Source organism: Thermus thermophilus HB8 (assembly GCF_000091545.1).
GTDB classification, from domain to species: Bacteria; Deinococcota; Deinococci; order Deinococcales; family Thermaceae; genus Thermus; species Thermus thermophilus.
On record NC_006461.1, the window covers coordinates 1,079,553 to 1,105,689 of the forward strand.

Consider the following 26,137-nt stretch of genomic DNA (forward strand, 5'->3'; position numbering starts at 1 on the left):
GACGGAGGGAAAACATGCCCATCACGAAGGAAGAGAAGCAGAAGGTCATCCAGGAGTTCGCCCGCTTCCCCGGGGACACGGGGAGCACCGAGGTGCAGGTGGCGCTCCTTACCCTGAGGATCAACCGGCTTTCCGAGCACCTCAAGGTCCACAAGAAGGACCACCACTCCCACCGCGGCCTCCTGATGATGGTGGGCCAGCGCCGCAGGCTCCTCCGCTACCTCCAGCGGGAGGACCCCGAGCGGTACCGGGCCCTTATTGAGAAGCTGGGCATCCGGGGTTAAACTGGGGAACAGGTCGGGGGCGGGGCCGAAAGCTCCGCCCTTCGCTTTTGGAAGGAGCGCCATGGAAGGCACACCCAATGTCCCCCAAGCCCACCGCTACGAGCTCACCCTGGCGGGGCGGCCCCTCGTCCTGGAGACGGGCAAGTACGCCAAGCAGGCCTCGGGGTCCGTCCTGGTCCGCTACGCCGACACCGTGGTCCTGGCCACGGCCCAAGCCTCGGAGACGCCGGTGGAGGCCGACTTCCTCCCCCTCACGGTGGAGTTTGAGGAAAGGCACTACGCCGTGGGGAAGATCCCGGGAAGCTTCATGCGCCGGGAGGGGCGTCCCGGGGAGAAGGCCATCCTCTCCGCCCGCATGACGGACCGCCCCATCAGGCCCCTCTTCCCCAAGGGGTTCCGCCACGAGGTCCAGATCATCGTCACCGTCCTCTCCGCCGACCAGAAGAACCCGCCGGACATCCTGGGCCCCATCGCAGCGAGCGCCGCCCTCATGCTCTCGGACATCCCCTGGGAGGGCCCCATCGCCGCCGTGCGGGTGGGCCTCATCGGCGGGAGCTTCGTCCTGAACCCCACCCTGCAGGAGCTGGAGGAAAGCCAGCTGGACCTGGTGGTGGCGGGGAGCAAAGAGGCCATCCTCATGGTGGAGGCGGAGGCCGGGGAGGTGGACGAGGAGACCCTGGTCCAGGCCCTGGAGTTCGCCCACAAGGAGATGCAGCCCATCCTGGAGCTCCAGGAGGCCATGGCCCGGGAACTCGCCAAACCCAAGATGGCCTGGACCCCCCCGGAAAGCCTCCCCGAGGAGGAGAAGGAGGCCCTCTACCGCCTGGCCCTGGAGCGGGGGCTTTCCCAGGTCCTGCAGACGGCGAGCAAGGGGGAAAGGAGCCGGGCCCTTGCGGAGTTCGCCGAACGCCTCATCGCCGAGGCCCTCCCCAAGGGGGAGGACGGCACCCCGGACGAGGGCAAGAAGCCCCTCTACGAGAGCGCCTTTGACGAGGTGGTGCGCAGGGAGCTCAGGAGGCTCGTCCTCGAGGAGGGCAAGCGGGCGGACGGCCGCGGGCCCAAGGACCTCAGGCCCATCTGGATTGAGGTGGACGTCCTGCCCCGGGCCCACGGCTCCGCCGTCTTCACCCGGGGCGAAACCCAGGTCCTGGGCACCGTCACCCTGGGCACGGGCCGGGACGAGCAGATCCTGGACGACCTGGGCATAGACGAGACCGAGAAGTTCCTCGTCCACTACAACTTCCCCCCCTTCTCCACCGGGGAGGTGCGGCGCCTACGGGGGGTTTCCCGCCGCGAGGTGGGGCACGGAAATCTGGCCAAGCGGGCCCTCAAGGCGGTGATGCCCAAGGAGGAGGACTTCCCTTACACCATCCGCGTGGTGGGGGACGTCCTGGAGTCCAACGGCAGTAGCTCCATGGCCACGGTCTGCGCCGGCTGCCTCGCCCTCATGGACGCGGGCGTGCCCATCCGGGCCCCGGTGGCCGGGGTGGCCATGGGCTTGGTGTGGGAGGAGAACCGGGCGGTGATCCTCACGGACATCCTGGGCCTCGAGGACGCCCTCGGCGACATGGACTTCAAGGTGGCCGGGACCCGCAAGGGGGTCACCGCCTTGCAGATGGACAACAAGGTGGGGGGCCTTCCCCGCGAGGTCCTGAAGGAGGCCCTCCTCCAGGCCCGGGAGGCCAGGCTCAAGATCCTGGACCTGATGGAGGCCGTCCTCCCCGCCCCCCGGCCCGAGCTCAAGCCCTTCGCCCCCCGGATCCTCTCCCTCAAGGTGCCCGTGGAGAAGATCGGGCTCGTCATCGGCCCCGGGGGCAAGAACGTGCGCGCCCTGGAGGAGCTTGGGGTGGAGGTGGACATTGAGGAGGACGGGACGGTCCGCATCTACTCCAGCGACCTCCAGGCCGCCCTCGAGGCGAAGAAGCGCATAGAGGACCTCACCCGCGAGGCCAAGGTGGGCGAGATCTACGAGGGCACCGTCACCCGCATCACCCCCTTCGGCGCCTTCATCAGCCTCTTCCCCGGCACCGAGGGGCTTCTCCACATCAGCCAGATCGCCCCGGGCCGCGTGGCGCGGGTGGAGGACCACCTCAAGGTGGGGGACGTGATCAAGGTCAAGGTCCACCGCATTGACGAGCGGGGCAAGATTGACCTGATCCGCCCCGAGCTGGAAGGCAAGATCCCCCCCAGGCGGCGCAGGTAGCCCCTGGGGGCTTGACCTCACGCGCGTCCCGGCCAGGCCGGGAAGATGGGAGGCGTATGGAAAACCAAGAACGGAAGCCGAGGAGGAGGCGCCGGCGGAGGCCCCAGGAAGGGTCCCAAGGCGGCCCCCAGGACCACGTGGAGATCATCCCCTTGGGGGGGATGGGGGAGATCGGGAAGAACATCACCGTCTTCCGCTTCCGGGACGAGATCTTCGTCCTGGACGGAGGGCTCGCCTTCCCTGAGGAGGGGATGCCCGGGGTGGACCTCCTCATCCCCCGGGTGGACTACCTCATAGAGCACCGCCACAAGATCAAGGCCTGGGTCCTCACCCACGGGCACGAGGACCACATCGGGGGGCTTCCCTTCCTCCTCCCCATGATCTTCGGCAAGGAGAGCCCGGTGCCCATCTACGGGGCGAGGCTCACCCTGGGGCTCCTCCGGGGCAAGCTTGAGGAGTTCGGCCTGAGGCCCGGGGCCTTCAACCTGAAGGAGATCTCCCCCGACGACCGCATCCAGGTGGGGCGGTACTTCACCCTGGACCTTTTCCGCATGACCCACTCCATCCCCGACAACTCCGGGGTGGTGATCCGCACCCCCATCGGCACCATCGTCCACACGGGGGACTTCAAGCTGGACCCCACCCCCATTGACGGGAAGGTCTCCCACCTGGCCAAGGTGGCCCAGGCGGGGGCGGAAGGGGTGCTCCTCCTCATCGCCGACGCCACCAACGCCGAAAGGCCCGGCTACACCCCAAGCGAGATGGAGATCGCCAAGGAGCTGGACCGGGTCATCGGCCGCGCCCCAGGGCGGGTCTTCGTCACCACCTTCGCCAGCCACATCCACCGCATCCAGTCGGTGATCTGGGCGGCGGAGAAGTACGGGCGCAAGGTGGCCATGGAGGGGCGGAGCATGCTCAAGTTCAGCCGCATCGCCCTGGAGCTCGGCTACCTCAAGGTCAAGGACCGCCTCTACACCCTGGAGGAAGTGAAGGACCTCCCCGACCACCAGGTCCTCATCCTGGCCACGGGGAGCCAGGGCCAGCCCATGTCCGTCCTCCACCGCCTGGCCTTTGAGGGGCACGCCAAGATGGCCATCAAGCCCGGGGACACGGTGATCCTCTCCTCAAGCCCCATCCCGGGGAACGAGGAGGCGGTGAACCGGGTCATCAACCGCCTTTACGCCCTGGGGGCCTACGTCCTCTACCCCCCGACCTACAAGGTCCACGCCTCGGGCCACGCCTCCCAGGAAGAGCTGAAGCTCATCCTCAACCTCACCACCCCCCGCTTCTTCCTGCCGTGGCACGGGGAGGTGCGGCACCAGATGAACTTCAAGTGGCTCGCCGAGTCCATGAGCCGCCCCCCGGAGAAGACCCTCATCGGGGAGAACGGGGCCGTTTACCGCCTCACCCGGGAAACCTTTGAGAAGGTGGGGGAAGTGCCCCACGGGGTCCTCTACGTGGACGGCCTGGGGGTGGGGGACATTACCGAGGAGATCCTGGCCGACCGCCGCCACATGGCCGAGGAGGGCCTGGTGGTGATCACCGCCCTCGCCGGGGAGGACCCGGTGGTGGAGGTGGTCTCCCGGGGGTTCGTGAAGGCCGGGGAGCGGCTTCTCGGCGAGGTGCGGCGCATGGCCCTCGAGGCCCTGAAGAACGGGGTGCGGGAGAAGAAGCCCCTGGAGCGGATCCGGGACGACATCTACTACCCGGTGAAGAAGTTCCTGAAGAAGGCCACGGGCCGGGACCCCATGATCCTGCCCGTGGTCATAGAGGGGTAGGCCTTTCCCCTACCGGGGGGGCGCGTAGGCCGCCCCCCGTTTCCACACCGCCCGGTCCACCGCCTCCGCCAGGGCGAAGGCCAGGAGGGCCATCCCGAAAACCAGAAGCCACACCCCTAAGGGCAGGGGCACCGCCTCCAACGCCCCGGGCAACCCCACCCCAAGCGCCACCTGGGCCAGGGCGCTGAGCCCCACGGCCCCGTGCAGGTAAGGGTTGGCAAGGGGCCTCAGGTCGGTGTGCCGGGCGGCGTAGGCGAAGAAGAGCTGGCCGATGGCCATGAAGTGGAAGGTGGCGCTCTGGGCGGCCTCGAGGCCCACCGCACCGGGAAGGAACCCCAAAAGCCCCAGGGCAAGCCCCGCCTTCAGGGCCCCGGTGAGGAGGACGAAGCGGAGGGAAGGCCCGTCCAGGAGAGGGCTTTCCTTGGGCCTGGGGGGGCGGTCCAGGACCCCGGGGTTCCGGTCCAGGGACAGGGCCAGGGCGGGAAGCCCGTCGGTGACCAGGTTGATCCAGAGGATCTGCACGGCGGTGAGGGGGAGGAGAAGGTGCCCGGCCTCGTCGCGGAGGCCCAAGAGGGCGGCGAGGACCATCCCCAGGGCCACCACCAGGACCTCGGAGAGGTTGGTGGAGAAGAGGAAGCGCAGGAACTTCTGGATGTTCTCGTAGATGCTCCGCCCCTCCTCTATGGCGGCCACGATGGTGGCGAAGTTGTCGTCCAGAAGCACCAGGTCCGCCACCTCCCGGCTCACGTCCGAGCCCCTCTGGCCCATGGCCACGCCCACGTCCGCCCGCTTGAGGGCCGGGGCGTCGTTCACCCCGTCCCCGGTCATGGCCACCACCTCCCCCGCCTTCTGCAGGGCCTCCACGATCCTGAGCTTCTGCTCGGGCCTCACCCGGGCGAAGACGTCCACCTTTAAAAGCTCCTCGTCGGAAAGCGCCTCCAGCTCCTCCCCGGTGGCCACCACCTCCGCCGGCATCCCCACCCTCCGGGCGATGGCGAGGGCGGTGGCCGGGTGGTCCCCGGTGACCATCACCACCCGCACCCCCGCCTTCAAGACCCTGGCCACGGCCTCGGGCACCTCGGGGCGGGGGGGGTCCAGCAGGAGGACGAAGCCCAAGAAGCGGAGCCCCTCCTCCCTCTCCCCCTCCCCGAAAGCCAGGGCCAGGACGCGAAAGCCCTTGGCGGCGTGGGCCCCGGCCTCCTCAAAAAGCCTCGCCTGCTCCTCCTGGGGCAGGGCCAGGCGGGGGATGAGGGCCTCCGGTGCCCCCTTTAGGAAGCTCCCTAGGGGAGTGGTGACCCGCATGAACTTCCAGGCGCTGTCAAAGGGGCGCTCGGAAAGGCGGGGGTGTTCCCGCCGCACCCTTTCCACGTCCAGAAAGCGGCTGGCGTAGCGGAGGAGGCCGAGCTCCAGCGGATCCCCCGCCCCCGTGGCGAGGTCGGCGTCGTTGCAGAGGACCATGGCCAAAAGGGCTTTCTCCGGGTCGGGGCTCAGGAGCTCCTGGACCTCCATGCGGTTTTCCGTGAGGGTGCCCGTCTTGTCGGTGGCGATGACGGTGACGCTCCCCAGGGCCTCCACCGCCGAAAGACGCCGCACCACCGCCTTGCGCCGGGCCATCCTCTCCACCCCCAGGGCCAAGGCCAGGGTGAGGACGGCGGGAAGCCCCTCGGGGACGGCCGCCACCGCCAGGGCCACGGCGAAGAGGACCACCTTGGCGGAAACCCCCTCCACCAGGAACCCCAGAAGAAGGAGGCCCAAGGCAAGAAGCAAGACCAGGCGGGCCACCCGGTGCCCAAAGGCGTGGAGGCGGCGCTCCAGGGGAGTCTTCTCCTCCTCCATCTCGGCGAGGAGATGGGCGATCCGGCCCATGGCGCTTTGCGCCCCCGTGCGGGTCACCTCTAAGAGGGCCCGGCCCCGGACGAGAAGGGTCCCGGCGAAGACCTCCTCCCCTACCCCCTTCTCCACGGGGACGCTCTCCCCGGTGAGGACGCTCTCGTCCACCAAGAGGCCGCTCCCCTCCAGGAGGACGCCGTCTGCGGGGACGCGGTCGCCGGCCTCGAGGCGCACCACGTCCCCAGGGACGAGCCCGCGGGCGGAAAGGCGCTGAAACCTTCCGTCCCTAAGGACCCAGACGGAAGGCTCGGCCAGGGCCTTGAGGCGCTTCAAGGCCTCCTCGGAGCGCTTCTCCTGGAAGGCACCGAGGAGGGCGTTGAGGAGCAGGATGGCCAGGATGACCAAGGACTCCAAGGGAACGCCCCGCGCCCCCTCATAAAGCCATAAGAGGAGGTCCACCAGGAGGGCGAGGAGGAGGATGTAGATGAGGGGGCTTTGGAACTGGCGCAGAAGCTTGCGGGAAAAAGGCTCGGCAGGACGCTCGGGCAAGGCGTTTGGCCCGTACTCCCTGAGCCTTTTCTTCGCTTCTTCTGAAGTGAGGCCAAGCATCGCTCCTAGCCTACACCGAGACCTTGGGGACCTATGTCCCCCGGAGAAGCCCCTCCACCACCCGCAGGAAGGCCTGGGCCTCAAAGGGCTTGCCCAGGAAGGCCTGGGCCCCGGCCTCGAGGGCCCGGCGCTGGCTTTCCCGGGAGACGCTGGCCGAGACGGCGAGGACCGGCGGCCCCGCCTCCTCCCGGATGCGGCGGATCACCTCCTCCCCGGGGATCCCGGGCATGATGAGGTCACACACCACGAGGTCAAACCCTTCGGCCAGGCGCCTAAGGCCCACCTCCCCGTTCGGGGCCCAGACCACCTCGTGCCCTGCCCGCTCCAGAAAGCGGCGGAGCATGTGCCCCACCAGGGGCTCGTCCTCAATCACCAGGATGCGGGCCATACAGGGGCAGGATAACCCGGAAGAGGCTCCCCTTTCCCTCCTCGCTCTCCACCTCTATCCGCCCCCCGTGGGCCTCCACGATGTGCTTGGAGATGAAGAGGCCAAGCCCGGTGCCCGCCACGCCCCGAACCCCGGGATGCTTCGCCCGGGCATAGCGCTGGAAGAGCCTGGGGATCTCCTCCTTGGGGATCCCGGGCCCGGTGTCCTGGACCTCCACCCACACCTCCTCCCCCCGCACCCCGGCCCAAAGCCGCACCGAACCCCCAGGGGGCGTGAACTTGAAGGCGTTGGCGAGAAGGTTGCCCACCACCTGGACGATCCGGTCCGGGTCCACCTCCATCAGGGGAAGCTCCTCCACCTCCACCCGGAACTCCACCCCGGAAAGCCGGGCCACCCCCTGGAAGCTCCGCGCCAGTTCCAGAAGCAGGGGCTTGAGGTGGACGGGGCGGCGGGAGACCTCAAACCGGCCCGCCTCGAGGCGGCTCGTGTCCAGGAGGTTGTCCACCATGTTCTTGAGGCGGAAGGCGCTCTCCAGAATGAGCTCCACCGACTCCTGGGCCTCCGGGGGAAGGGGTTCTTGGCGCAAAAGCTCCGCCAGGCCCAGGATGGCCGCCAGGGGCGTCCTGAGCTCGTGGGAGACGGCGGCGAGAAACTCCCCCTTGAGCCTTTCCGCCTCGAGCCTGGGCCGGAGGTCGCGCACGTTCACCACCACCCCCCCGACCCTGGGGTCCTTTAGGAGGTTCCGCCCCCAGGCCTCCACGGGGATGGGGGTGCCGTCTTGGTGGAGGAGCCGGAACTCCCCCCTGAGCGTCGCCTCGGGCCTGGCGAGGAGCTCCTGGAAGAGGGCACGGGCCCGCTCCTGGTCCTCGGGGTGGACGAAGGCCAAAGCGTCCAGGGCGGCACGGCGGTACCCCTCGGGGTCGTAGCCGAGGACGGCGCGCACGCTCGGGCTCACGAAGCGGATGCGGGCCTCCTCGTCCAGCACGTAGACCACGTCCTGGGAGTGCTCAAGGAGGGCCCGAAGCCGCTCCTCCTCCGCCTCCAGGTAGGCGAGCAGCCGGGCCTTCTCCAGGACCAAGGCGAGGAGAAGCCCCACCTGGGCGAGCCTCCCCTCCCACCCCGAGGCCCAGCGCCGCGGCCGCCGATACCCGAGGAGGAGCCCCCCTTTGAACCCCTGGGCCCGGAAGGGGATCACGAGGGCGCTTCTTAGCCCCCAGGCCTCCGCCAAAGCGCAGCTCCCCTCCGCCAGGGTCTCCAGGACGAGGGGCTTCCCCTCCTCCAGGGCCCGCTCCAGGAGGTTGGGCCGGGGAAGGGGACCCTCCAGGGGCCTGGTGGCGTAAAGCAGCCTGAGCTCCGCCTCGGCCATGCCCACCAGGGCCTCCTCGGCCCCGAAGAGGACCTGGAGGCGGCGGGCGATGGCCGCGGCCAGGGCCTCGAGGCCGGGCGCCGACAAGGCCTCCTGGGCCAGGTCCACCAGGGCCTGGGTGAAGGCGGCCTGCTCCCTGAGGGCCCGCTCCATCCGGACCCGCTCGGTGATCTCGTGCAGGACCAAAACCCGCATCTCCCCCAGGCGGCGCCCCCGGACGCTGTAGGTCCGCCCCCCGAGGCGCACCTCCGCGCGCCCCCCCTCCAGGGCAGGGGCGAGGGTGGCGGGCAGGTCGCCAAGCCCCACCTCGGCCTCCACGCCGAGGATCTCCCGGGCCCGGGTGTTGGCGAAGCCCCGCTCCCCCAAGAGGACCACCACCCCGTCGGGGAGCTCCTCCAGCACCTCGGAAAGCCGCTTCCTCTCGGCGGCCAGGGCCAGGGAGAGGGCCGTCCTTTCCCGGTAAAGCTGGGCGTTCCGCAAGGCGACCCCCGCCACCCCGGCGAGGAGCTCCACGTACTCCACCTCCTCCTCCGTCACGGGAGGCCCTCCCGGGCCGTGGTCCACGGCCACGCACCCCAACGCCTCCTCCTCCACGAGGACGGGCACGTAGGCCACGCTGGCGCCCACGCCCTCCGCCAGGTGGGGGGGAAGGGCCTCCCGGGGCACGATCCGCGTCCGCCGCTCCCGCACCGCCTGGGCCATGGGGTCCGGGGAGGTGGCCACGGGCAAACGGATCCGGCTCCGCCCCTCGGTCCAGTAGAGGTCCTCCCCCCGGCGGGTCAGGTGCCCCACGAGCGCCCCCTCCCGCACCAAGGCCACCGTGACCCGGTAGAAGCCCAGGCGCTCCCTAAGGATCCCCGCGAGGACGGCCATCACCGCGTCGGGCTCCAGGGCCCGGGCGAGCTCCCGGGACGCGGCGCTCACGTGGGCCAGGCGCTCCGCGTGCTGGGAAAGCCGCCTGAGCGCCGCGTCCCGCTCCTTGAGCAGGGCGCCGTTCTTGAGGGCCAAGGCGGTGAGCTGGGCGAGGAGGGGCAGAAGGGGCTGCAAGCGGGAGGGCACCCGTTCCAGGGTAAGCACCCCCAGGGGGCGGAACCGGGGGCAGGAGGGGCAGATGAGGGCCCGGGTCTCTCGCGTGGCCCGGGGACGCTCCCGGCAACGCCTTTCGGGGTCGGCCCAGCAGAAGGCCTCCTCCTCCCCCACCACGGGAAGGAGCCACTCCTCTCCCCGCCTAAGGGGCCCCTCGGCGAAGAAGGCCTCCTGCACCGGGCCTTTGGCGTGGAGGGGCAGGGCCACGGAGGAGACGGTGTAACGGCGCCCCCGCCCCGAGGCCACCTCCCCCACGAGCTCCCGCGCCTCGGGGCGGTAGAGGAAGAGGGCCGCCCGCTCCACCCCTTCCTCCGTGGCCACCTCCAGGAAGTTGCGGAGGATCTCGGTGGGCTCGAGGTCCCCGAGGAGGGCCCGCTGGAAGCGGGCGAGCACGGCCGTTTCCGCGCGAGAGGCCATCTGGGACCAATGGTAGCATGGGGCCGGGGTTGCCAGGGGCTTCCAAAAATCTTAGACTCGGTCAAAGGGGGAGCCCCCGGCGGAAGGAGGTCCGGGATGCCCATAGACTTCAGCCTCACGGAGGAGCAAAGGCAGCTGCAGGCCCTGGCCCGGCGCTTCGCCAAGGAGGTCATCCTCCCCGTGGCCCGGGAGTACGACGAGAAGGAGGAGGTCCCCTGGCCCGTGATTGAGAAGCTCCACGAGGTGGGCCTCCTGAACGCCATCATCCCGGAGGAGTACGGGGGGATGGGGCTCAAGATGCTGGACGAGGTCATCGTGGGGGAAGAGCTGGCCTACGCCTGCATGGGCATCTACACCATCCCCATGGCGAGCGACCTGGGCATCACCCCGGTGCTCCTCGCAGGGACGGAGGAGCAGAAAGAGCGCTTCCTGAGGCCCCTCACCGAGAAGCCCGCCCTCGCCGCCTTCGCCTTAAGCGAGCCCGGAAACGGCTCGGACGCCGCCGCCCTCAAGACCAGGGCCATTCGCCAGGGCGACCACTACGTCCTGAACGGCACCAAGATGTGGATCTCTAACGGGGGAGAGGCGGAGTGGGTGGTGGTCTTCGCCACGGTGAACCCCGAACTCCGCCACAAGGGGGTGGTGGCCCTGGTGGTGGAAAGGGGCACCCCCGGCTTCAAGGCCATCAAGATCCACGGGAAGATGGGCCAAAGGGCCAGCGGCACCTACGAGCTCGTCTTTGAGGACGTGAAGGTGCCCGTGGAAAACCGCCTGGGCGAGGAGGGGGAGGGCTTTAAGATCGCCATGCAGACCCTAAACAAGACCCGGATCCCCGTGGCCGCGGGAAGCGTAGGCGTGGCGAGGCGGGCCCTGGACGAGGCCAGGAAGTACGCCAAGGAGCGGCAGGCCTTCGGCCAGCCCATCGCCAACTTCCAGGCCATCCAGTTCAAGCTCGCCGACATGCTCATCGGCATTGAGACCGCCCGCATGTACACCTACTACGCCGCCTGGCTCGCGGACCAAGGCCTTCCCCACGCCCACGCCAGCGCCATCGCCAAGGCCTACGCCTCGGAGATCGCCTTTGAGGCGGCCAACCAGGCCATCCAGATCCACGGCGGCTACGGCTACGTGCGGGAGTTCCCCGTGGAAAAGCTCCTCAGGGACGTGAAGCTCAACCAGATCTACGAGGGGACCAACGAGATCCAGAGGCTCATCATCGCCAGGCACATCCTGGCGGAGTGAGGAGGTGAGGAATGAAGTTCGTGGCGGTGATCCGGCAGGTGCCCGACGGCGAGAGCAAGCTCAGGATCCAGGGGGATCGCGTGGACCTCTCCGGGGCCACGATGATCCTGGACCAGATGGACGAGTACGCGGTGGAGGAGGCCATCCGCCTCAAGGAGAGGCACGGCGGGGAGGCGGTGGTGGTGGGGTTCGGCCCCGAGCGCACCGAGGAGGCCATCCGCACCGCCTTAGCCATGGGGATGGACCGCGGGGTCCACGTGGTCTACGAGGGCTTTGCCGACCCCGTGGCCGTGGCCGAGGCCCTGGTGGAGGTGCTCAAGGAGGAGGCCCCCACCCTGGTCCTCACCGGGGGGCAGCAGGCGGACTGGGACAGCCAAGCCCTAGGGGGCGCCCTGGCGGAGGCCCTAGGGGTGCCGGTGGTGGCCTGGACCACCGCCCTCGAGCTGGAAGGGGACACGGCCAAGGCCAAGCACGACCTGGACGAGGGGGCGGAGTGGGTTAGGGTGCGGCTTCCCGCCGTCTTCACCACGCAGCAGGGCCTGAACGAGCCCCGCTACCCCACCCTGCCCGGGATCATGAAGGCCAAGAAGAAGGAGATCCGGAAGGTGCAGGCGAGCCTTACCCCCAAGGTCACCCTGATTTCCGAGGAGATCCAGGAGAAGTCCAGGCTTGGCAAGATCCTGGACGGCAAGGACCCCGTGGCGGCGGCCGAAGAGCTCGTGCGGCTCCTCCACGAGGAGGCCAAGGTCATCTAGGAGGTGCCTATGGTGCTCGTAGTCTTGGACCACGACGGAAACCGGCTCAAGAAGGGAAGCCTCGAGGCCCTGACCCGGGCCCGTGACCTGGCCCAGGCCCTGGGGGGGAAGGTGGCCGGGGTGCTCCTCGCCGAGGAGAAGGCCCCCGTGGAGGAGGCCCGCAAGTACGTGGAGGTTCTCTACACCGCCACCCTAGGCCCCTACACCGCCGAGAAGTGGGCGGCCGGGGTGCTTAAGGCCGCCGAGGCCAGTGGGGCCAAGGCGGTGGTGGCCCCCTCCTCCAGGCAGAGCCGGGCCTACTTGGGCCGGGTGGCCTACGCCCTAAGAGCGGGGCTTCTTGAGGACACCCTCGAGTCCCGCGTGGAAGGCGGCGAGGTCCACGCCACCCGCTACGCCTACCTGAACCGGGTGACCCAGAGGGTGAAGGCGGCCCTCCCCGTGGTCCTCACGGTGAAGCCCAACACCACCCCCTTGGCCGAGCCCCTTCCGGGGGAGGCCGAGGCAGTGGCCCTAAGCGTGCCCGAGGTGCCCACGGTGGAGGTCCTGGAGCGCCTCCAGGAGGAGAAGAAGGGCGTCTCCCTCACCGAGGCGGACGTGGTGGTCACGGGGGGCCGGGGGATGGGCAGCCCCGAGGCCTTCAAGCTGGTGGAGGAGCTCGCCGCCCTCCTCGGGGGCGCGGTGGGGGCCACGCGGGCGGTGGTGGACGCGGGCTGGCGGCCCTACGCCGAGCAGGTGGGCCAGACGGGCAAGACCGTCCAGCCCTCCCTCTACATCGCCCTGGGGGTCTCCGGGGCCGTGCAGCACCTCGCGGGCATGAACAAGAGCAAGTACATCGTGGCCGTGAACAAGGACCCCGAGGCCCCCATCTTCAAGCACGCCGACTACGGCATCGTGGGGGACGTGCACCAGGTGCTCCCCGCCCTGATTGAGGCCGTGAAGAAGCTCAAGGACTGAGCCGAAGGTAAAGAACCCCCCGCCCAGAGGGCGGGGGGTTCTACACGCTTTTCGCCGGGGCCCCCATGCCGGCTTAGGCCGGCATGGGGTGGGCTCACCCCTTCCTCGGCTCCTCCGGGGGAGGAGGCGGCGCCCCCTCGTCCAGCATCCGGGCCTCCTCCACCCCTTCGGGGGAAGCGGCCTGGCTTGGGCTTTTTTCCTCGGCCTTCTCGGGGGCCTCTTTGGGCTTTTCGGGGGCGCGGAGAAGCCGAAGGAAGAGGTAGAGGAGGAGAAGGAGGACGAGCACCCCCACCACGTAAGGCCAGGCGGGGGGCGCCGGCACCTCAGGGGCCGGGGGCGGGGAGAGAGGCTCGGCGGGGGTGCGGAAGACCTCCTCCTCCAGCCGGGCCACCCGCCCGGAAAGGGCCCTCAAGGCCTCCCCCTGGCCCTGGACCTGGGCCTCGAGGGCGGCCACCCTGGCCTGAAGCCCTTGGTAGGCCGTGTAGGCCTGGTACCCCAAAAACACGAGGACCGCCACCAGGACCAGGGCCAGCACCGCAGGAAGCCACCTTCTCATGCTTCACCTCCTTTCCGGGATAGGCCCAAGGTTTTCCGGCCGTCCCCGGCCATTGTATCATGCCCTGGACTATGGCCGATAACGCGCGGCTCATCCTGGACGAGCTTCTGGCGGAGCTTGAGGAGAGGAGACGGCGGGTCCTCCAGGGAGGCGGGGAGGAACGCGTCAAAAAGCAACACCAGCAGGGCAAGCTCACCGCAAGGGAGCGGATAGACCTCCTCCTGGACCCGGGAAGCTTCGTAGAGCTCATGCCCTTCGCCGAGCACCTGGAAACCGGGCTCATGGAGGGGATAGAGGCCCCCGCGGACGGCGTGGTGACGGGCTACGGCACCATCGGGGGGAGGCTCGTCTTCGTCTTCAGCCAGGACTTCACGGTCTTGGGCGGCTCCCTGGGCAAGATGCACGGCCGCAAGATCGCGAGCCTCATGGACCTCGCGGCCAAGGTGGGGGCCCCCATCGTCGGCCTGAACGACTCCGCCGGGGCCCGGATCCAAGAAGGGGTGGACAGCCTCTCGGGCTACGGGGAGGTCTTCTACCGGAACGCCATCTACTCCGGGGTCGTCCCCCAGATCTCCGCCATCCTGGGGCCTTGCGCCGGGGGCGCCGTCTACAGCCCCGCCATGACCGACTTCATCCTCATGAGCCGGGGCACGAGCTACATGTTCATCACCGGGCCCGAGGTGATCAAGAGCGTCACCAAGGAGGAGGTGACCTTTGAGGAGCTCGGGGGGGCCGACGTCCACATGGAAAAAAGCGGGGTGGCCCACCTGGAGGGGAAGGACGACAAGGAGGTCCTGGACCTCGTCAAGAAGCTCCTCTCCTACCTGCCGCAAAACAGCCGGGAAAAGCCCCCGGTGTTGGAGCCTCAGGACGACCCCTTCCGCCCCACCCCGGAGCTTCTGGAGATCGTCCACCCCGATGCCCGCCGCCCCTACAACATGCACCAGGTGATCCGCACCCTCCTGGACGACGGGGAGTTTCTGGAGATCCAGCCCCGCTACGCCCGGAACATCATCGTGGGCCTGGGGCGGCTCGGAGGGTACCCCGTGGGGGTCATCGCCAACAACCCCCGCTTCATGGCCGGGGCCCTGGACATCAACGCCTCAGACAAGGCGGCCCGCTTCATCCGCACCATGGACGCCTTCAACATCCCCCTCCTCACCCTGGTGGACGTGACGGGCTTCCTGCCGGGCGTGGCCCAGGAGCACGGCGGGATCATCCGCCACGGGGCCAAGATGCTCTTCGCCTACGCCGAGGCCACGGTGCCCAAGATCACCCTCATCGCCCGCAAGGCCTACGGGGGGGCCTACCTCGCCATGAACTCCAAGGACATGGGGGCGGACGTGGTCCTGGCCTGGCCCACGGCGGCGGTGGCGGTGATGGGGGCGGAGGGTGCGGCGAACATCATCTACCGCAAGGAGATCCAGTCCTCCCAAAACCCCGAGGAGACCCGGAGGCGGAAGATTGAGGAGTACCGCCGGGCCTTTGACAACCCCTGGGTGGCGGCGGCCAGGGGGTACATTGACGACGTCATTGACCCCACCCACACCCGGCGCGTCCTCTACCAGCACCTAAGGATGCTCTGGGAGAAGCAGGAGGAGAGGCCCAGGAAGAAGCACGACAACATCCCCCTGTGATGGACAGGGAAGCCTTCGTCCAAACCCTGACCGCCTGCCGCCTCTGCCCCAGGCTCGTGGCCTGGCGGGAGGAGGTCGTGGGGAGAAAGCGGGCCTTCCGGGGCGAGCCCTACTGGGCGAGGCCGGTTCCGGGCTTTGGCGACCCCGAGGCCAGGATCCTCCTCTTCGGCCTCGCCCCCGGGGCCCACGGCTCCAACCGCACGGGCCGCCCCTTCACCGGGGACGCCTCCGGGGCCTTCCTCTACCCCTTGCTCCATGAGGCGGGCCTCTCCAGCAAGCCGGAAAGCCTTCCCGGGGACGACCTCAGGCTCTACGGGGTCTACCTCACCGCGGCGGTGCGCTGCGCCCCGCCCAAGAACAAGCCCACCCCCGAGGAGCTCCGCGCCTGCGCCCGCTGGACGGAGGTGGAGCTCGGCCTCCTCCCCGAGGTGCGGGTCTACGTGGCCCTGGGGAGGATCGCCCTCGAGGCCCTCCTCGCCCACTTCGGCCTGAGGAAGAGCGCCCACCCCTTCCGCCACGGGGCCCACTACCCCCTTCCCGGGGGAAGGCACCTCCTCGCGAGCTACCACGTCTCCCGGCAGAACACCCAGACGGGCAGGCTCACCCGGGAGATGTTCCTGGAGGTCCTGATGGAGGCTAAACGCCTCGCCGGGCTTTGAGCCAGGAGAGGAGGTCCTCGTAGTCCAAGGTGTTGAGCACCCGCTCGGGGCCGATCCAGGCCCGTTGCGCCGTGCCCACGGCGAGCTCCATGAAGCGGAGGTGGTCGGTCTGGTGGGCGTCGGTGGAGAGGCTGATCCAAAGCCCCATCCCGTAGGCCATGCGGGCCAGGTCGTCGGGGAGGTCCATGCGGTCGTAGTAGCCGTCAATCTCCACCGCCACGCCCTTTTCCTTGGCCTTCTGGAAGACGGCCTCCCAGTCGGCTTCAATGGGGGCGCGGCGGCCCAAAAGCCTCGCCGTGGGGTGGGCGAGGACGTGGACGAAGGGGTTTTCCAGGGCCTTGAGGAGGCGCTTGGTCTGGTCGGCCTTGGGGAGGTTGAAGCGGGAGTGGACGGAAACCAAAACCAGGTCCAGCTCCCTTAAGACCCAGTCCGGGTAGTCCAGGGTCCCGTCGGGGTGGATGTCCACCTCGGCCCCGGCGAGGAGGTAGGGGGGGCCGTGGGTCTCGTTGAAGCGGCGGATCTCCCCCACGCGCTTCAAGGCCTCCTCGGGGGAAGGCCCCCCCGCCACCCGCACCGCCGGGGAGTGGTCGGTCACGGCGAGGTAGCGGTAGCCCATGGTCTTGGCCGCTTCCCAGAGCTCCTCCAAGGTGTTCTGGCCGTCGGAGTAGGTGGAGTGGACCTGGAGGTCCCCCTTGACCTGAGGAAGCTCCAGGAGCTTGGGAAGCCTGCCCTCCAGGGCGGCCTCCACCTCCCCCTGGTCCTCCCGGAGGGGGGGCGGGATCCAGGGGAGGCCCAAGGCGGCGTAGACCTCCTCCTCCGTCTCCCCGGCGATCCTTTTCTCCCCTCGGAAGACCCCGTACTCGGAAAGCTTCAGGCCCTTCTCCTGGGCGAGGGCGCGAAGGCGGATGGAGTGGGCCTTGCTCCCCGTGAGGTACTGGAGGCCCGCCCCGTAGCTTTCGGGGGGGACCACCCTGAGGTCCACCTGGAGGCCGTTTTTCAGGAAGACGGTGGCCCTTTCCTTCCCCTTGGCGTAGACCTCCTTGACCTGGGGAAGGCGCACGAAGCCCTCCACCGCCCGCTCCCCCTCCCGGCTCGCCACCAAAAAGTCCAGGTCCCCCACGGTGTCCTTGTAGCGCCTCGCCGAGCCGCAGAGCTCCGCCCTTTCCACCCCGGGTAGGGCCCTTATGGCCTCGAGGAGGCTTCGCGCCAGGGAGAGCACCGCCCCCAGGGGCCTCCGCTTTCCCGCCGCCTGGGCGAGGGCGAGGCCTTCCCGGATCCTCTCCGCCCTCTTGGGGCCGAAGCCTTTGAGCCGGGTGAGGTCCCCCCGGTCCAGGGCCGCTTTAAGCTTCTCCAGGGAGTCTATGCCCAGGCCCTCGTAGAGGAGGCGGGCGGTCTTGGGGCCCACGCCGGGGACCTCCATCACCTCGAGGACGCCCCGCGGGACCTTCCGGGAGAGTTCCTCGTGCTTCCTCACCTTCCCCGTGCGGAGGAACTCCAGGATCTTCTCCGCGAGGTCCGGCCCCACCCCGGGAAGCTCCATGAGGGCCTCCTTGCCCTTTTCGGCGATCTCCTCTATGGGGGTGTCCAGGTCGTAGAGGGTTCGGGCCGCCTGGTGGTAGGCCCGGACCCGGAAGGGGTTGTCCCCCAAGAACTCGCTCATGAGCCCGATCTCCTCAAAGATCCGGGCGAGCTCCTGGTTCCGCATACCCCCACTATACGGGTAGACTGGACGAAGCCCCTATGCCGAGGCCGGACCGGTTTCGCAAAAAGGTGTTAGCGCTCCTCAAAGAGGCGGGAAGGCCCCTCCACTACACGGAGATCGGCCGCCTCCTCAAGGAGGACGGGCTCTGGAAGGACGTGAAGGAACCGGAGAAGATCGCCAAGATCCGCCTTTCCGCCCTGGCCCGCTGGCACCGGAGCCCGGTGGTGGCCCTGGGGAAGGGGTTCTACGCCCTGAGGGAGGAGGCCGACCTGCCTTAGGATGAAGGCATGGCGCGCTACCTCCTCGTCCTCCTCCTCGTGGTCCTGGCCCTGGCCCTCGAGGCCTACCGCCCCTTCCTCCTTCTCCTCGCGGGCCTCGCCCTCCTCCTCGCCCGGCCCCGAAGCTGCCCCAGGCCTTGACGGAAGGCCCTTCCGGGCGAAGACTTGGGGCGTGGACGCCTTCAAGCGCAACCTGGAAAAGCTCGCCGAACTCGCCATCCGCGTGGGGCTCAACCTGGAGAAGGGGCAGGAGGTCATCGCCACCGCCCCCATTGAGGCCGTGGACTTCGTGCGCCTCCTCGCGGAGAAGGCCTACCGGGAGGGGGCGAGCCTCTTCACCGTGATCTACGGGGACCAGGAGCTTGCCCGCAAGCGCCTCGCCCTGGCGCCGGAGGAGGGGCTGGACAAGGCCCCGGCCTGGCTCTACGAGGGGATGGCGAGGGCCTTTAGGGAAGGGGCAGCGAGGCTTGCCGTCTCGGGAAGCGACCCCAAGGCCCTAGAAGGGCTTCCCCCGGAGAAGGTGGGCCGGGCGCAAAAGGCCAACGCCCGCGCCTACAAGCCCGCCCTCGAGGCCATCACGGAGTTCGTCACCAACTGGACCATCGTCCCCTTCGCCCACCCCGGCTGGGCGAGGGCGGTCTTCCCAGGCCTCCCCGAGGAGGAGGCGGTGAGGAGGCTCTGGGAGGCCATCTTCCAGGCCACCCGGGCCGACCAGGAAGACCCCATCGCCGCCTGGGAAGCGCACAACCGCGCCCTTCACGAAAAGGTGGCCTACCTGAACGCCCGCCGCTTCCACGCCCTCCACTTCAAGGGGCCGGGGACGGACCTCGTGGTGGGCCTCGCCGAGGGGCACCTCTGGCAGGGCGGGGCCACCGCCACGAAAGGAGGCCGGCTCTGCAACCCCAACCTGCCCACGGAGGAGGTCTTCACCGCCCCCCACCGGGAGCGGGTGGAGGGGGTGGTGCGGGCAAGCCGCCCCCTGGCCCTGGGGGGCACCCTGGTGGAGGGGATCTTCGCCCGGTTTGAAAGGGGCTTCGCCGTGGAGGTGCGGGCCGAGAAGGGCGAGGAGGTGCTGAGGCGGCTTTTGGACACGGACGAGGGGGCGAGGCGCCTGGGCGAGGTGGCCCTGGTCCCCGCGGACAACCCCATCGCCAAAACGGGCCTCGTCTTCTTTGACACCCTGTTTGACGAGAACGCCGCAAGCCACATCGCCTTTGGCCAGGCCTACCAGGAGAACCTCGAGGGCCGCCCCTCGGGGGAGGCCTTCCGGAAGCGGGGGGGCAACGAAAGCCTCGTCCACGTGGACTGGATGATCGGCTCCGAGGAGATGGACGTGGACGGGCTTTACGAGGACGGCACCCGCACTCCCCTCATGCGCCGGGGAAGGTGGGTGGTGTAGTCAGGCGCAGCAGGAAAGCTTTTTGGGATCGGCGTCCAGGGCCTGGGCCACGAGCCTTATCCCCTCGGCCAGGGTCAGGTAGGGGTGGAAGGTGTCTATGAGGTCCCGGTAGCCGAAGCCGTACTTCACCGCCAGGATGCCCTCCTGGATGACGTCCCCCGCCTCGTGGGCCAGGACGTGGAGGCCGAGGACCGTGCCCTCTTCGTCCACCACGATCTTGAAGGCCCCCCGGGTGTCGCGGGCGGTGAGGGCCTTGGGCACCTGGGAAAGGGGAAGGGTGGCCGCCCGCACCCCCGCGCCGTACCGCCTCCTCGCCTCCTCCTCCGTGAGGCCCACCGCGGCCAGGGCGGGGTCGGTGAAGGTGACCCGGGGGAGGGCGGCGAGGTCCAGGGGCGCCTTTACCCCCAAGGCGTTGCGGGCCGCCACCCTGCCCGACTGGGCGGCCACGTAGACGAACTGGGGAAGCCCCGCCGCGTCCCCGGCGGCGTAGACCCGGGGGTTGGTGGTGCGCAGGCTGGGGTCCAGCCGGAGGAAGCCCCGCTCGTCCCGCTCCACGCCCGCCCGCTCCAGGCCGAGCCCTTCCAGGTCCGGCCTCCTCCCCGTGGCCACAAGGAGCCTCTCCGCCTCAAAAACCCCCCGGTCGGTCCGGACGCGGAAGGCCCCTTCCCGGGCCACGGCCTCCACCCGGACCCCGGTGTGGACCCTAAGGCCCTCCTCCTCCAGGTAGCCCCGGAGGAGCCGGGCAAGCTCCCGGTCCTCCTGGGGCAGGACCTCGGGCAGGGCCTCGAGGACCGTCACCCGGCTCCCAAGCCTGGCGAAGGCCTGGGCGAGCTCAAGCCCGATGGGCCCACCCCCCACCACCAGGAGGCTTTCGGGAAGGGCGGGGGCGGAGAGGGCCTCGAGGTAGGTCCAGGGCGCGCTCTCCTGGAGGCCGGGGATGGGCGGAAGGAAGGGCCTCGCCCCGGTGGCGAGGAGGTACCGCCCGGCCAAGACCTCCCGCCCCTCTACCTCCATCCTTTCCCCGTCCAGGAAGCGGGCCCTCCCCCGGAGCACGGGAACCCCGGCCGCCTCCAGAACCTCCTGGTACTTCTCCTTCCTGAGGGCCGCGATCAGGCCCTCCTTGCCCGCGAGGAGGGCTTTCCAGTCCACCCCCAGGGCCTCCGTGCGGAGGCCGGGGAAGGCGGGGTGGCCCGCCCGGTGGAAGGCGTCGGCCGCCCGGAGGAGGTACTTGGAGGGCACGCACCCCACGTTGACGCAGGTCCCCCCCAAAACCCCCGCCTCCACCACGGCCGCCTTGGCCCCGAGGGCGCTCGCCTCCAGGGCCGCCGCCACCCCGGCGGAGCCCGAGCCCACGATGAGGAGGTCGTAGGTCATAGGGCCTCCCCCGGGTAGCCCATCCACGCCTTCTCCACCCCGGCCACCCGCTCCACCCTGCGGATGCACCCCGCGCCGTGGATCCCGGGCACCTTGATGCGGTACCGGTTCTTCTCCATGCCCCCAGGCTAGACCCTGGAGCGTGCTCCAGGGTCAAGGGGGTCCAAATAGACGCAGCGGTCCTTGCCGTCGCAAGCAGGGTCAGGGTGGGCCTCGGCGTAGGCCAGCCGTTCGGCCAGGGCCGCTTCCAGGGCCTGGAGCTCCCTGAGCCTACGCCGCACCTCCGCCAGGCGCTTGGCCAGGGCCTCCCGCACGTGGCGGCAGGGGGGATGGCCCTCCTCCACGGCGCGGAGGATCCAGGCGATGTCCTCAAGCTTAAGCCCCGCCGCCTGGGCCTCCTTGATGAAGCGGAGGCGGCGGAAGGCCTCCTCCCCGTAGAGGCGAAACCCCCCGGGCGAACGGCCGCTGGGGGCGAGGAGCCCAAGCCTTTCGTAGTAGCGGAGGGCATCAGGCGAAAGGCCAAACGCCCGGGCGAGCTCGCCGATGGTGTAGGGCATCTAGACCGCCTCCAGGGCCTCCTCAAAGAGAGCGAGGAGGTCCAGAGGGTCCTCGAGGCCCACGGAGACCCGCACGAGCCCTGGGGTCACCCCGGCCTGGAGCCTCGCCTCCTCCTTGAGGCGACTGTGGGTGGTGGTCCAGGGGTGCACCAAGAGGGTCCGGGCGTCCCCGAGGTTCGCCGCCTTGAGGAGGCGGATGGCCCCAAGGAAGCGGCTCGCCCTCTCCAGGTCCCCCAGGTCCAGGGTGAGGATGGGCCCGCCCGAGGCCAGGTACTTCCGGGCGTTCCTGTGGGCGGGGTCCTCGGGGAGGCCCGGGTAGCGGAGGGCCTTCACCTTGGGGTGGCCCTGGAGGCGCTCGGCGAGGAAGCGCGCGGTCTCGCTCATCCGCGCAACCCTCAGGGCCACGGTCTCCAGGCCCTGGAAGAGGAGGTAGGCGTTGAAGGGGGAAAGGGCCATGCCGCAGAGGGAAAGCCCCAAGGTGCGGACCCTTTCGGGGAAGCACCTGGCCCTAAGGGCCTCCCAGGGGATCTGGCCCTTGAGGTCGGGCTGCAGAAACTGGGGGTAGTTCCGCCAAAGCTCGGTTTCCCGGGAAAGCACCGCCCCGCCCAAAACGGAGCCGTGCCCCGAGGCCCACTTGGTGAGGCTCTCCACCACCACGTGGGCCCCCCAGGCCAAAGGCCGGCAGAGCGCCCCCGCCGCCCCGAAGGTGTTGTCCACGACCAGGGCCACGCCCGCTTCCTCGGCCAGGGTGGCCAGGGCCTCGAGGTCGGGTACGAGAAGGGCGGGGTTCGCCACGGTCTCCACGAAGACCGCGCGGGTCTTTGCGCTCAGGGCCTCCCGCACGGCCTCGGGCTCGGGGTCCACGTAGCGCACCGTTACCCCCATGAGGGAGAGCACCTGGCCGAAAAGGCCAATGGTCTGGCCGAAAAGCCCCTTGGCCGCCACCACCTCGTCCCCCGGGCGGAGGAGGGCGAGGAGGGCGGCGAAGGTGGCCGCCTGGCCCGAGGCCAGGACCACGGCCTCAAGCGCCCCCTCCAGGGCCTTGAGCCTCTCCTCCAGGGCTTTGGCCGTGGGGTCCTTCTGGCGCGCGTAGACGTAGCCCTCCCCGGTGGCGAAGCGCTCCTGGCCCTCTTCCAGGGTTTTGAAGCCGTAGGCGGCCACGGCGTAGATGGGAAGCCCCACCGCCCCGTGGGGGTCTTCGGGAAGCCCGGCGAGGACCGCGAGGGTGGTGTACTCCATACCCCCTAGTCTAGCGAAAAACCCCTCCCCGGGCCGCGCGGCGCTTGCCAGAAGGGCAAGGGCCGGGTATACTACCGGCGGCACCAAGGAGGTGTGTATGAGGAAGCCGATCCTTGCCGCTTTGACGCTCGCAGGTCTGGGCCTGGCCCAGGAGTTCATCACCATCGGCTCCGGCTCCACCACGGGGGTCTACTTCCCCGTGGCCACCGGGATCGCCAAGCTGGTGAACGACGCCAACGTGGGCATCCGGGCCAACGCCCGCTCCACCGGCGGTAGCGTGGCCAACATCAACGCCATCAACGCCGGGGAGTTTGAGATGGCCCTGGCCCAGAACGACATCGCCTACTACGCCTACCAGGGCTGCTGCATCCCCGCCTTTGAGGGCAAGCCCGTGAAGACCATCCGGGCCCTCGCCGCCCTCTACCCCGAGGTGGTCCACGTCGTGGCCCGGAAGGACGCGGGGATCCGCACCGTGGCCGACCTCAAGGGCAAGCGCGTGGTGGTGGGCGACGTGGGCTCCGGCACCGAGCAGAACGCCCGGCAGATCCTCGAGGCCTACGGCCTCACCTTTGACGACCTCGGCCAGGCCATCCGGGTGAGCGCGAGCCAGGGGATCCAGCTCATGCAGGACAAGCGGGCGGACGCCCTCTTCTACACCGTGGGCCTGGGGGCTTCGGCCATCCAGCAGCTCGCCCTCACCACCCCCATCGCCCTGGTGGCGGTGGACCTGAACCGGATCCAGGCCATCGCCAAGAAGTACCCCTTCTACGTGGGCTTCAACATCCCCGGCGGGACCTACAAGGGCGTGGACGTGACCACGCCCACCGTGGCGGTCCAGGCCATGCTCATCGCCTCGGAGAGGCTCTCCGAGGAGACGGTGTACAAGTTCATGAAGGCGGTCTTCGGCAACCTGGAGGCCTTCAAGAAGATCCACCCCAACCTGGAGCGCTTCTTCGGCCTGGAGAAGGCGGTGAAGGGCCTCCCCATCCCCCTCCACCCCGGGGCGGAGCGCTTCTACAAGGAGGCCGGGGTTCTGAAGTAAGCCGCTAGGCCGAAAAGGAGGGGCCCCCTGAGGGGGGCCCCTCGTCCGGTAAGGGAAAGGTTATGGACAAGGACGCGGCGCTTCTCGTAGAGGAGTCGGAGCTCGGAGGAAGGCGCCCGAAGGGGTGGAGCCGCCACCTCCTCTTCGGCCTCGGGGTGGCCTGGAGCCTCTTCCAGCTCTGGGCCACGGAGCTCGGTACCCTGGACCCCATCCGCCTGCGGGCGGTCCACCTGGCCTTCGCCCTGGCCCTGGCCTTCCTGGCCTACCCGGGGAAGCGGGGCCCTAAGGACCGGGTACCCCTTTTGGACTGGGCCCTGGCCCTGCTCGGCGCCCTGGGGGCGCTTTACGTGGTCTGGGACTACTACGGCATCACCCAGATCCGAGGGGGCATCCCGAGCGATCGGGACGTGGTCATGGGGACCCTCACCCTCCTCGTCCTCTTCGTGGCGAGCTGGCGGGTGGTGGGGCCCGCCTTGCCCATCATCGCCTCCGTCTTCATCCTCTACGCCCTCACCGGGCCCAAGGGCCTCATCCCCTACACGCTCCCCTCCTGGCTCCAGCTCCACGCCGGGAGCCAGTGGGGCCAGCTCATGGGCCAGCTCTACACCACCGCCGAGGGGATCTGGGGCGTGCCCTTGGGGGTCTCGGCCACCTTTGTCTTTCTCTTCGTCCTCTTCGGGGCCCTTCTGGATAAGGCGGGGGCGGGGCACTTCTTCATCCAGGCGGCCTACGCCCTCCTCGGCCACTTCCGCGGAGGGCCCGCCAAGGCGGCGGTGGTGGCGAGCGCCCTCACGGGGGTGGTCTCGGGGAGCTCGGTGTCCAACACGGTCACCACCGGCACCTTCACCATCCCCCTCATGAAGCGGGTGGGCTACCCCCCGGAGAAGGCAGGGGCGGTGGAGGTGGCGAGCTCCTCCAACGGCCAGCTCATGCCCCCGGTGATGGGGGCCGCGGCCTTCATCATGGCGGAGTTTTTGAACATCCCCTACAGCCAGCTCATCCTCATCGCCCTCGTCCCCGCCCTCCTCGCCTACGCCACCCTCTTCGTCACGGTCCACCTCGAGGCCCTGGCCTTGGGGCTCAAGGGGGTGCCCCGCTCGGAGCTCCCGCCCCTCGCCCCCGTGCTCCGCTCCGGGCTCCACTACCTCCTGCCCCTGGCCTACCTCCTCTACGCCCTGGTGGGCCTGAGGCTCACCCCGGAGCGGGCCGCCTTGAACACCGTCTTCCTCATGGCCCTCCTCATCCTCCTGCAGGAGGCCTGGCGGGCCTGGAGGAGCGGGGCGGGGGTGGGTTTCGGGCTCCTCAAGGGGGGAAGGCTTCTCCTAGAGGGCCTCGAGGCGGGGGCGAGGGGCATGGTGGGCATCGCCCTGGCCACGGCCTCCGCCGGCGTCATCGTGGGCATCGTCACCATGACGGGCATCGGCTTCGGGCTCACGGACATCGTGGAGAGGCTTTCCGGGGGGAACCTCCTCTTGGTCCTCCTCCTCGCCCAGCTCACGAGCCTCCTCCTCGGCATGGGCCTCCCCACCACCGCCAACTACATCGTCATGGCCTCCTTGGTGGTGCCGGTGATCCTGAACCTGGCGGAGAAGGCGGGGTACGCCGTGCCCCCGGTGGCGGCCCACATGTTCGCCTTCTACTTCGGCATCATGGCCGACTCCACGCCCCCCGTGGCCCTCGCCGCCTACGCCGCGAGCGCCATCGCCCGCTCCGACTTCTGGAAGACGGCGGTCCAGGGCTTCGTGTACGAGCTCAGGACCGCCCTCCTCGCCTACATGTTCTTCTTCAACCCCAAGCTCCTCCTCCTCGGGGTGGGCTCGGTGGCGGAAGGCGTCCTGATCGTGGCCACCGCCTTCGCGGGGATGGTGGCCTTCAGCGCCGCCTTGGTGGGGTTCTTCCACAAGAGGACCACCCTTTGGGAGCGGGGCCTCCTCCTCCTCGCCGCCTTCACCCTCGTGGTCCCGGGGCTCGCCACCGACCTTTTGGGCCTCGGGCTCTTGGGCCTTGTCTACCTGGTCCAGCGGGTGCGAAAATAGCCGGAAGTGGAGCCCATCATCCGGATCCGCAACCTGCACAAGTGGTTCGGCCCCCTGCACGTGCTCAAGGGGATCCACCTCGAGGTGGCCCCGGGGGAAAAGCTCGTCATCATCGGCCCCTCGGGCTCGGGAAAGAGCACCCTCATCCGCACCATTAACCGCCTGGAGGACTTCCAGGAGGGCGAGGTGGTGGTGGACGGCCTGAGCGTCAAGGACGACCGGGCCCTCCGGGAGATCAGGCGGGAGGTGGGGATGGTCTTCCAGCAGTTCAACCTCTTCCCCCACATGACCGTCTTGGAGAACGTCACCCTGGCGCCCATGAGGGTGCGGCGCTGGCCCCGGGAGAAGGCGGAGAAGAAGGCCCTGGAGCTTCTGGAGCGGGTGGGGATATTGGACCAGGCGAGGAAGTACCCGGCGCAGCTTTCCGGGGGGCAGCAGCAGCGGGTGGCCATCGCCAGGGCCCTCGCCATGGAGCCCAAGATCATGCTCTTTGACGAGCCCACAAGCGCCCTGGACCCCGAGATGGTGGGGGAGGTCTTGGACGTGATGCGGGACCTGGCCCAAGGGGGCATGACCATGGTGGTGGTGACCCACGAGATGGGCTTCGCCCGGGAGGTGGCGGACCGGGTGGTCTTCATGGACGGGGGGCAGATCGTGGAGGAAGGGAGGCCGGAGGAGATCTTCACGCGCCCCAAGGAGGAGCGCACCCGAAGCTTCCTCCAGAGGGTGCTCCACCACTAAACCCC

The 26,137-nt window shown here is 69.4% G+C and carries 23 protein-coding genes; 14 read left to right on the top strand and 9 right to left on the bottom strand.

Annotated elements, in window-relative coordinates; translation table 11 throughout:
* Positions 1–14: 14 nt before the first annotated feature.
* The 3 genes from rpsO to TTH_RS05790 all read left to right on the top strand — a co-directional run bounded on the left by rpsO (position 15) and on the right by TTH_RS05790 (position 4,265).
* On the top strand, positions 15–284 hold the full coding sequence (gene rpsO / locus TTH_RS05780) for a 30S ribosomal protein S15 (protein ID WP_008632621.1): 270 nt from the start codon (positions 15–17) through the stop codon (positions 282–284).
* Positions 285–345: 61 nt separating this feature from the next.
* Complete coding sequence (gene pnp / locus TTH_RS05785; protein WP_011228463.1) at positions 346–2,487, top strand: polyribonucleotide nucleotidyltransferase; 2,142 nt, start codon at positions 346–348, stop codon at positions 2,485–2,487.
* Positions 2,488–2,543: 56 nt separating this feature from the next.
* Positions 2,544–4,265 (top strand): ribonuclease J, encoded by a 1,722-nt coding sequence (locus TTH_RS05790; protein WP_011173208.1) that lies wholly within the window; start codon positions 2,544–2,546, stop codon positions 4,263–4,265.
* Positions 4,266–4,274: 9 nt separating this feature from the next.
* Here TTH_RS05790 and TTH_RS05795 read toward each other — a convergent pair whose 3' ends face one another.
* The 3 genes from TTH_RS05795 to TTH_RS05805 are packed head-to-tail and all read right to left on the bottom strand — an operon-like array spanning position 4,275 to position 9,961.
* Complete coding sequence (locus tag TTH_RS05795; RefSeq protein WP_011228464.1) at positions 4,275–6,704, bottom strand: cation-translocating P-type ATPase; 2,430 nt, start codon at positions 6,702–6,704, stop codon at positions 4,275–4,277.
* A 31-nt stretch (positions 6,705–6,735) separates the two neighbouring features.
* Positions 6,736–7,092, bottom strand: a complete 357-nt coding sequence (locus TTH_RS05800; RefSeq protein ID WP_011173210.1) for a response regulator transcription factor — start codon at positions 7,090–7,092, stop codon at positions 6,736–6,738.
* Positions 7,070–9,961, bottom strand: a complete 2,892-nt coding sequence (locus TTH_RS05805; RefSeq protein ID WP_011228465.1) for an ATP-binding protein — start codon at positions 9,959–9,961, stop codon at positions 7,070–7,072. The genes TTH_RS05800 and TTH_RS05805 overlap by 23 nt, the downstream gene beginning before the upstream one ends.
* A 96-nt stretch (positions 9,962–10,057) precedes the next feature.
* On the opposite strand from TTH_RS05805, the gene TTH_RS05810 reads away from it, so the two are divergent.
* From TTH_RS05810 to TTH_RS05820, 3 genes are read left to right on the top strand one after another with little or no spacing between them, the layout of a single operon-like run.
* A complete protein-coding gene (locus TTH_RS05810; protein ID WP_011173212.1) occupies positions 10,058–11,203 on the top strand; it encodes an acyl-CoA dehydrogenase family protein in 1,146 nt (381 codons plus the stop codon).
* 11 nt (positions 11,204–11,214) lie between these two features.
* A complete protein-coding gene (locus tag TTH_RS05815; RefSeq protein ID WP_011228467.1) occupies positions 11,215–11,958 on the top strand; it encodes an electron transfer flavoprotein subunit beta/FixA family protein in 744 nt (247 codons plus the stop codon).
* 9 nt (positions 11,959–11,967) lie between these two features.
* Entirely contained in the window at positions 11,968–12,912 is a 945-nt protein-coding gene (locus TTH_RS05820) for an electron transfer flavoprotein subunit alpha/FixB family protein (protein WP_041443441.1), read from the top strand.
* Positions 12,913–13,006: 94 nt separating this feature from the next.
* Here TTH_RS05820 and TTH_RS05825 read toward each other — a convergent pair whose 3' ends face one another.
* A complete protein-coding gene (locus tag TTH_RS05825) occupies positions 13,007–13,468 on the bottom strand; it encodes a hypothetical protein (protein ID WP_011228469.1) in 462 nt (153 codons plus the stop codon).
* Positions 13,469–13,539: 71 nt separating this feature from the next.
* On the opposite strand from TTH_RS05825, the gene TTH_RS05830 reads away from it, so the two are divergent.
* Together TTH_RS05830 and TTH_RS05835 are read left to right on the top strand one after the other, a co-directional pair.
* Complete coding sequence (locus TTH_RS05830; protein ID WP_164926057.1) at positions 13,540–15,105, top strand: acyl-CoA carboxylase subunit beta; 1,566 nt, start codon at positions 13,540–13,542, stop codon at positions 15,103–15,105.
* Positions 15,105–15,764, top strand: a complete 660-nt coding sequence (locus TTH_RS05835; protein ID WP_011173217.1) for a type-5 uracil-DNA glycosylase — start codon at positions 15,105–15,107, stop codon at positions 15,762–15,764. The genes TTH_RS05830 and TTH_RS05835 overlap by 1 nt, the downstream gene beginning before the upstream one ends.
* Here TTH_RS05835 and polX read toward each other — a convergent pair.
* Positions 15,742–17,469 carry a DNA polymerase/3'-5' exonuclease PolX gene (gene polX / locus TTH_RS05840; RefSeq protein WP_011228471.1) on the bottom strand — a complete coding sequence of 576 codons (1,728 nt, stop codon included), beginning with the start codon at positions 17,467–17,469 and terminating at the stop codon, positions 15,742–15,744. The genes TTH_RS05835 and polX overlap by 23 nt on opposite strands.
* A gap of 35 nt (positions 17,470–17,504) precedes the next feature.
* Here polX and TTH_RS05845 point away from each other — a divergent pair, with 35 nt between their 5' ends.
* The 3 genes from TTH_RS05845 to TTH_RS05850 are packed head-to-tail and all read left to right on the top strand — an operon-like array spanning position 17,505 to position 19,143.
* Complete coding sequence (locus TTH_RS05845) at positions 17,505–17,744, top strand: hypothetical protein (protein ID WP_011173219.1); 240 nt, start codon at positions 17,505–17,507, stop codon at positions 17,742–17,744.
* Between the two features lie 9 nt (positions 17,745–17,753).
* The gene (locus TTH_RS11700) at positions 17,754–17,885 is read left to right on the top strand and encodes a hypothetical protein (RefSeq protein WP_008632640.1); all 132 of its coding nucleotides are present in this window, start codon (positions 17,754–17,756) and stop codon (positions 17,883–17,885) included.
* 31 nt (positions 17,886–17,916) lie between these two features.
* On the top strand, positions 17,917–19,143 hold the full coding sequence (locus TTH_RS05850) for an aminopeptidase (protein WP_011173220.1): 1,227 nt from the start codon (positions 17,917–17,919) through the stop codon (positions 19,141–19,143).
* On the opposite strand, the gene merA is transcribed toward TTH_RS05850, so the two are convergent.
* Genes merA through TTH_RS05865 form a run of 4 tightly spaced genes read right to left on the bottom strand, consistent with a single transcriptional unit; the run spans position 19,144 to position 22,313 of the window.
* A complete protein-coding gene (gene merA, locus TTH_RS05855) occupies positions 19,144–20,517 on the bottom strand; it encodes a mercury(II) reductase (RefSeq protein ID WP_011228473.1) in 1,374 nt (457 codons plus the stop codon). It abuts the gene before it with no gap.
* On the bottom strand, positions 20,514–20,636 hold the full coding sequence (locus TTH_RS11705; protein WP_008632645.1) for a hypothetical protein: 123 nt from the start codon (positions 20,634–20,636) through the stop codon (positions 20,514–20,516). The genes merA and TTH_RS11705 overlap by 4 nt, the downstream gene beginning before the upstream one ends.
* Before the next feature lie 9 nt (positions 20,637–20,645).
* Positions 20,646–21,074 carry a heavy metal-responsive transcriptional regulator gene (locus TTH_RS05860; RefSeq protein WP_008632647.1) on the bottom strand — a complete coding sequence of 143 codons (429 nt, stop codon included), beginning with the start codon at positions 21,072–21,074 and terminating at the stop codon, positions 20,646–20,648.
* Complete coding sequence (locus tag TTH_RS05865; RefSeq protein ID WP_011228474.1) at positions 21,075–22,313, bottom strand: O-acetylhomoserine aminocarboxypropyltransferase/cysteine synthase family protein; 1,239 nt, start codon at positions 22,311–22,313, stop codon at positions 21,075–21,077. It abuts the gene before it with no gap.
* Between the two features lie 97 nt (positions 22,314–22,410).
* On the opposite strand from TTH_RS05865, the gene TTH_RS05870 reads away from it, so the two are divergent.
* The 3 genes from TTH_RS05870 (at position 22,411) to TTH_RS05880 (ending at position 26,132) form a co-directional block, all read left to right on the top strand.
* Entirely contained in the window at positions 22,411–23,355 is a 945-nt protein-coding gene (locus TTH_RS05870) for a TAXI family TRAP transporter solute-binding subunit (RefSeq protein WP_011228475.1), read from the top strand.
* A 62-nt stretch (positions 23,356–23,417) separates the two neighbouring features.
* Complete coding sequence (locus tag TTH_RS05875; RefSeq protein ID WP_011228476.1) at positions 23,418–25,391, top strand: TRAP transporter permease; 1,974 nt, start codon at positions 23,418–23,420, stop codon at positions 25,389–25,391.
* 6 nt (positions 25,392–25,397) lie between these two features.
* Positions 25,398–26,132: an amino acid ABC transporter ATP-binding protein gene (locus TTH_RS05880; RefSeq protein WP_011228477.1), complete on the top strand. Its 735-nt coding sequence runs from the start codon at positions 25,398–25,400 to the stop codon at positions 26,130–26,132.
* Positions 26,133–26,137 lie beyond the last annotated feature (5 nt).

Bases quoted from the DNA above. Each gene is read 5' to 3' on its own strand.
- TTH_RS05820 (WP_041443441.1), top strand. From the start codon at position 11,968: ATGGTGCTCGTAGTCTTGGACCACGACGGAAACCGGCTCAAGAAGGGA.
- pnp (WP_011228463.1), top strand. From the start codon at position 346: ATGGAAGGCACACCCAATGTCCCCCAAGCCCACCGCTACGAGCTCACC.
- TTH_RS05825 (WP_011228469.1), bottom strand. From the start codon at position 13,468: ATGAGAAGGTGGCTTCCTGCGGTGCTGGCCCTGGTCCTGGTGGCGGTC.
- TTH_RS05790 (WP_011173208.1), top strand. From the start codon at position 2,544: ATGGAAAACCAAGAACGGAAGCCGAGGAGGAGGCGCCGGCGGAGGCCC.
- rpsO (WP_008632621.1), top strand. From the start codon at position 15: ATGCCCATCACGAAGGAAGAGAAGCAGAAGGTCATCCAGGAGTTCGCC.
- TTH_RS05815 (WP_011228467.1), top strand. From the start codon at position 11,215: ATGAAGTTCGTGGCGGTGATCCGGCAGGTGCCCGACGGCGAGAGCAAG.
- TTH_RS05810 (WP_011173212.1), top strand. From the start codon at position 10,058: ATGCCCATAGACTTCAGCCTCACGGAGGAGCAAAGGCAGCTGCAGGCC.
- TTH_RS05865 (WP_011228474.1), bottom strand. From the start codon at position 22,313: ATGGAGTACACCACCCTCGCGGTCCTCGCCGGGCTTCCCGAAGACCCC.
- TTH_RS05795 (WP_011228464.1), bottom strand. From the start codon at position 6,704: ATGCTTGGCCTCACTTCAGAAGAAGCGAAGAAAAGGCTCAGGGAGTAC.
- TTH_RS11700 (WP_008632640.1), top strand. From the start codon at position 17,754: ATGGCGCGCTACCTCCTCGTCCTCCTCCTCGTGGTCCTGGCCCTGGCC.
- TTH_RS05860 (WP_008632647.1), bottom strand. From the start codon at position 21,074: ATGCCCTACACCATCGGCGAGCTCGCCCGGGCGTTTGGCCTTTCGCCT.
- TTH_RS05845 (WP_011173219.1), top strand. From the start codon at position 17,505: ATGCCGAGGCCGGACCGGTTTCGCAAAAAGGTGTTAGCGCTCCTCAAA.
- TTH_RS05800 (WP_011173210.1), bottom strand. From the start codon at position 7,092: ATGGCCCGCATCCTGGTGATTGAGGACGAGCCCCTGGTGGGGCACATG.
- TTH_RS05875 (WP_011228476.1), top strand. From the start codon at position 23,418: ATGGACAAGGACGCGGCGCTTCTCGTAGAGGAGTCGGAGCTCGGAGGA.
- polX (WP_011228471.1), bottom strand. From the start codon at position 17,469: ATGCGGAACCAGGAGCTCGCCCGGATCTTTGAGGAGATCGGGCTCATG.
- TTH_RS05830 (WP_164926057.1), top strand. From the start codon at position 13,540: ATGGCCGATAACGCGCGGCTCATCCTGGACGAGCTTCTGGCGGAGCTT.
- TTH_RS05870 (WP_011228475.1), top strand. From the start codon at position 22,411: ATGAGGAAGCCGATCCTTGCCGCTTTGACGCTCGCAGGTCTGGGCCTG.
- TTH_RS05835 (WP_011173217.1), top strand. From the start codon at position 15,105: ATGGACAGGGAAGCCTTCGTCCAAACCCTGACCGCCTGCCGCCTCTGC.
- TTH_RS05805 (WP_011228465.1), bottom strand. From the start codon at position 9,961: ATGGCCTCTCGCGCGGAAACGGCCGTGCTCGCCCGCTTCCAGCGGGCC.
- merA (WP_011228473.1), bottom strand. From the start codon at position 20,517: ATGACCTACGACCTCCTCATCGTGGGCTCGGGCTCCGCCGGGGTGGCG.
- TTH_RS11705 (WP_008632645.1), bottom strand. From the start codon at position 20,636: ATGGAGAAGAACCGGTACCGCATCAAGGTGCCCGGGATCCACGGCGCG.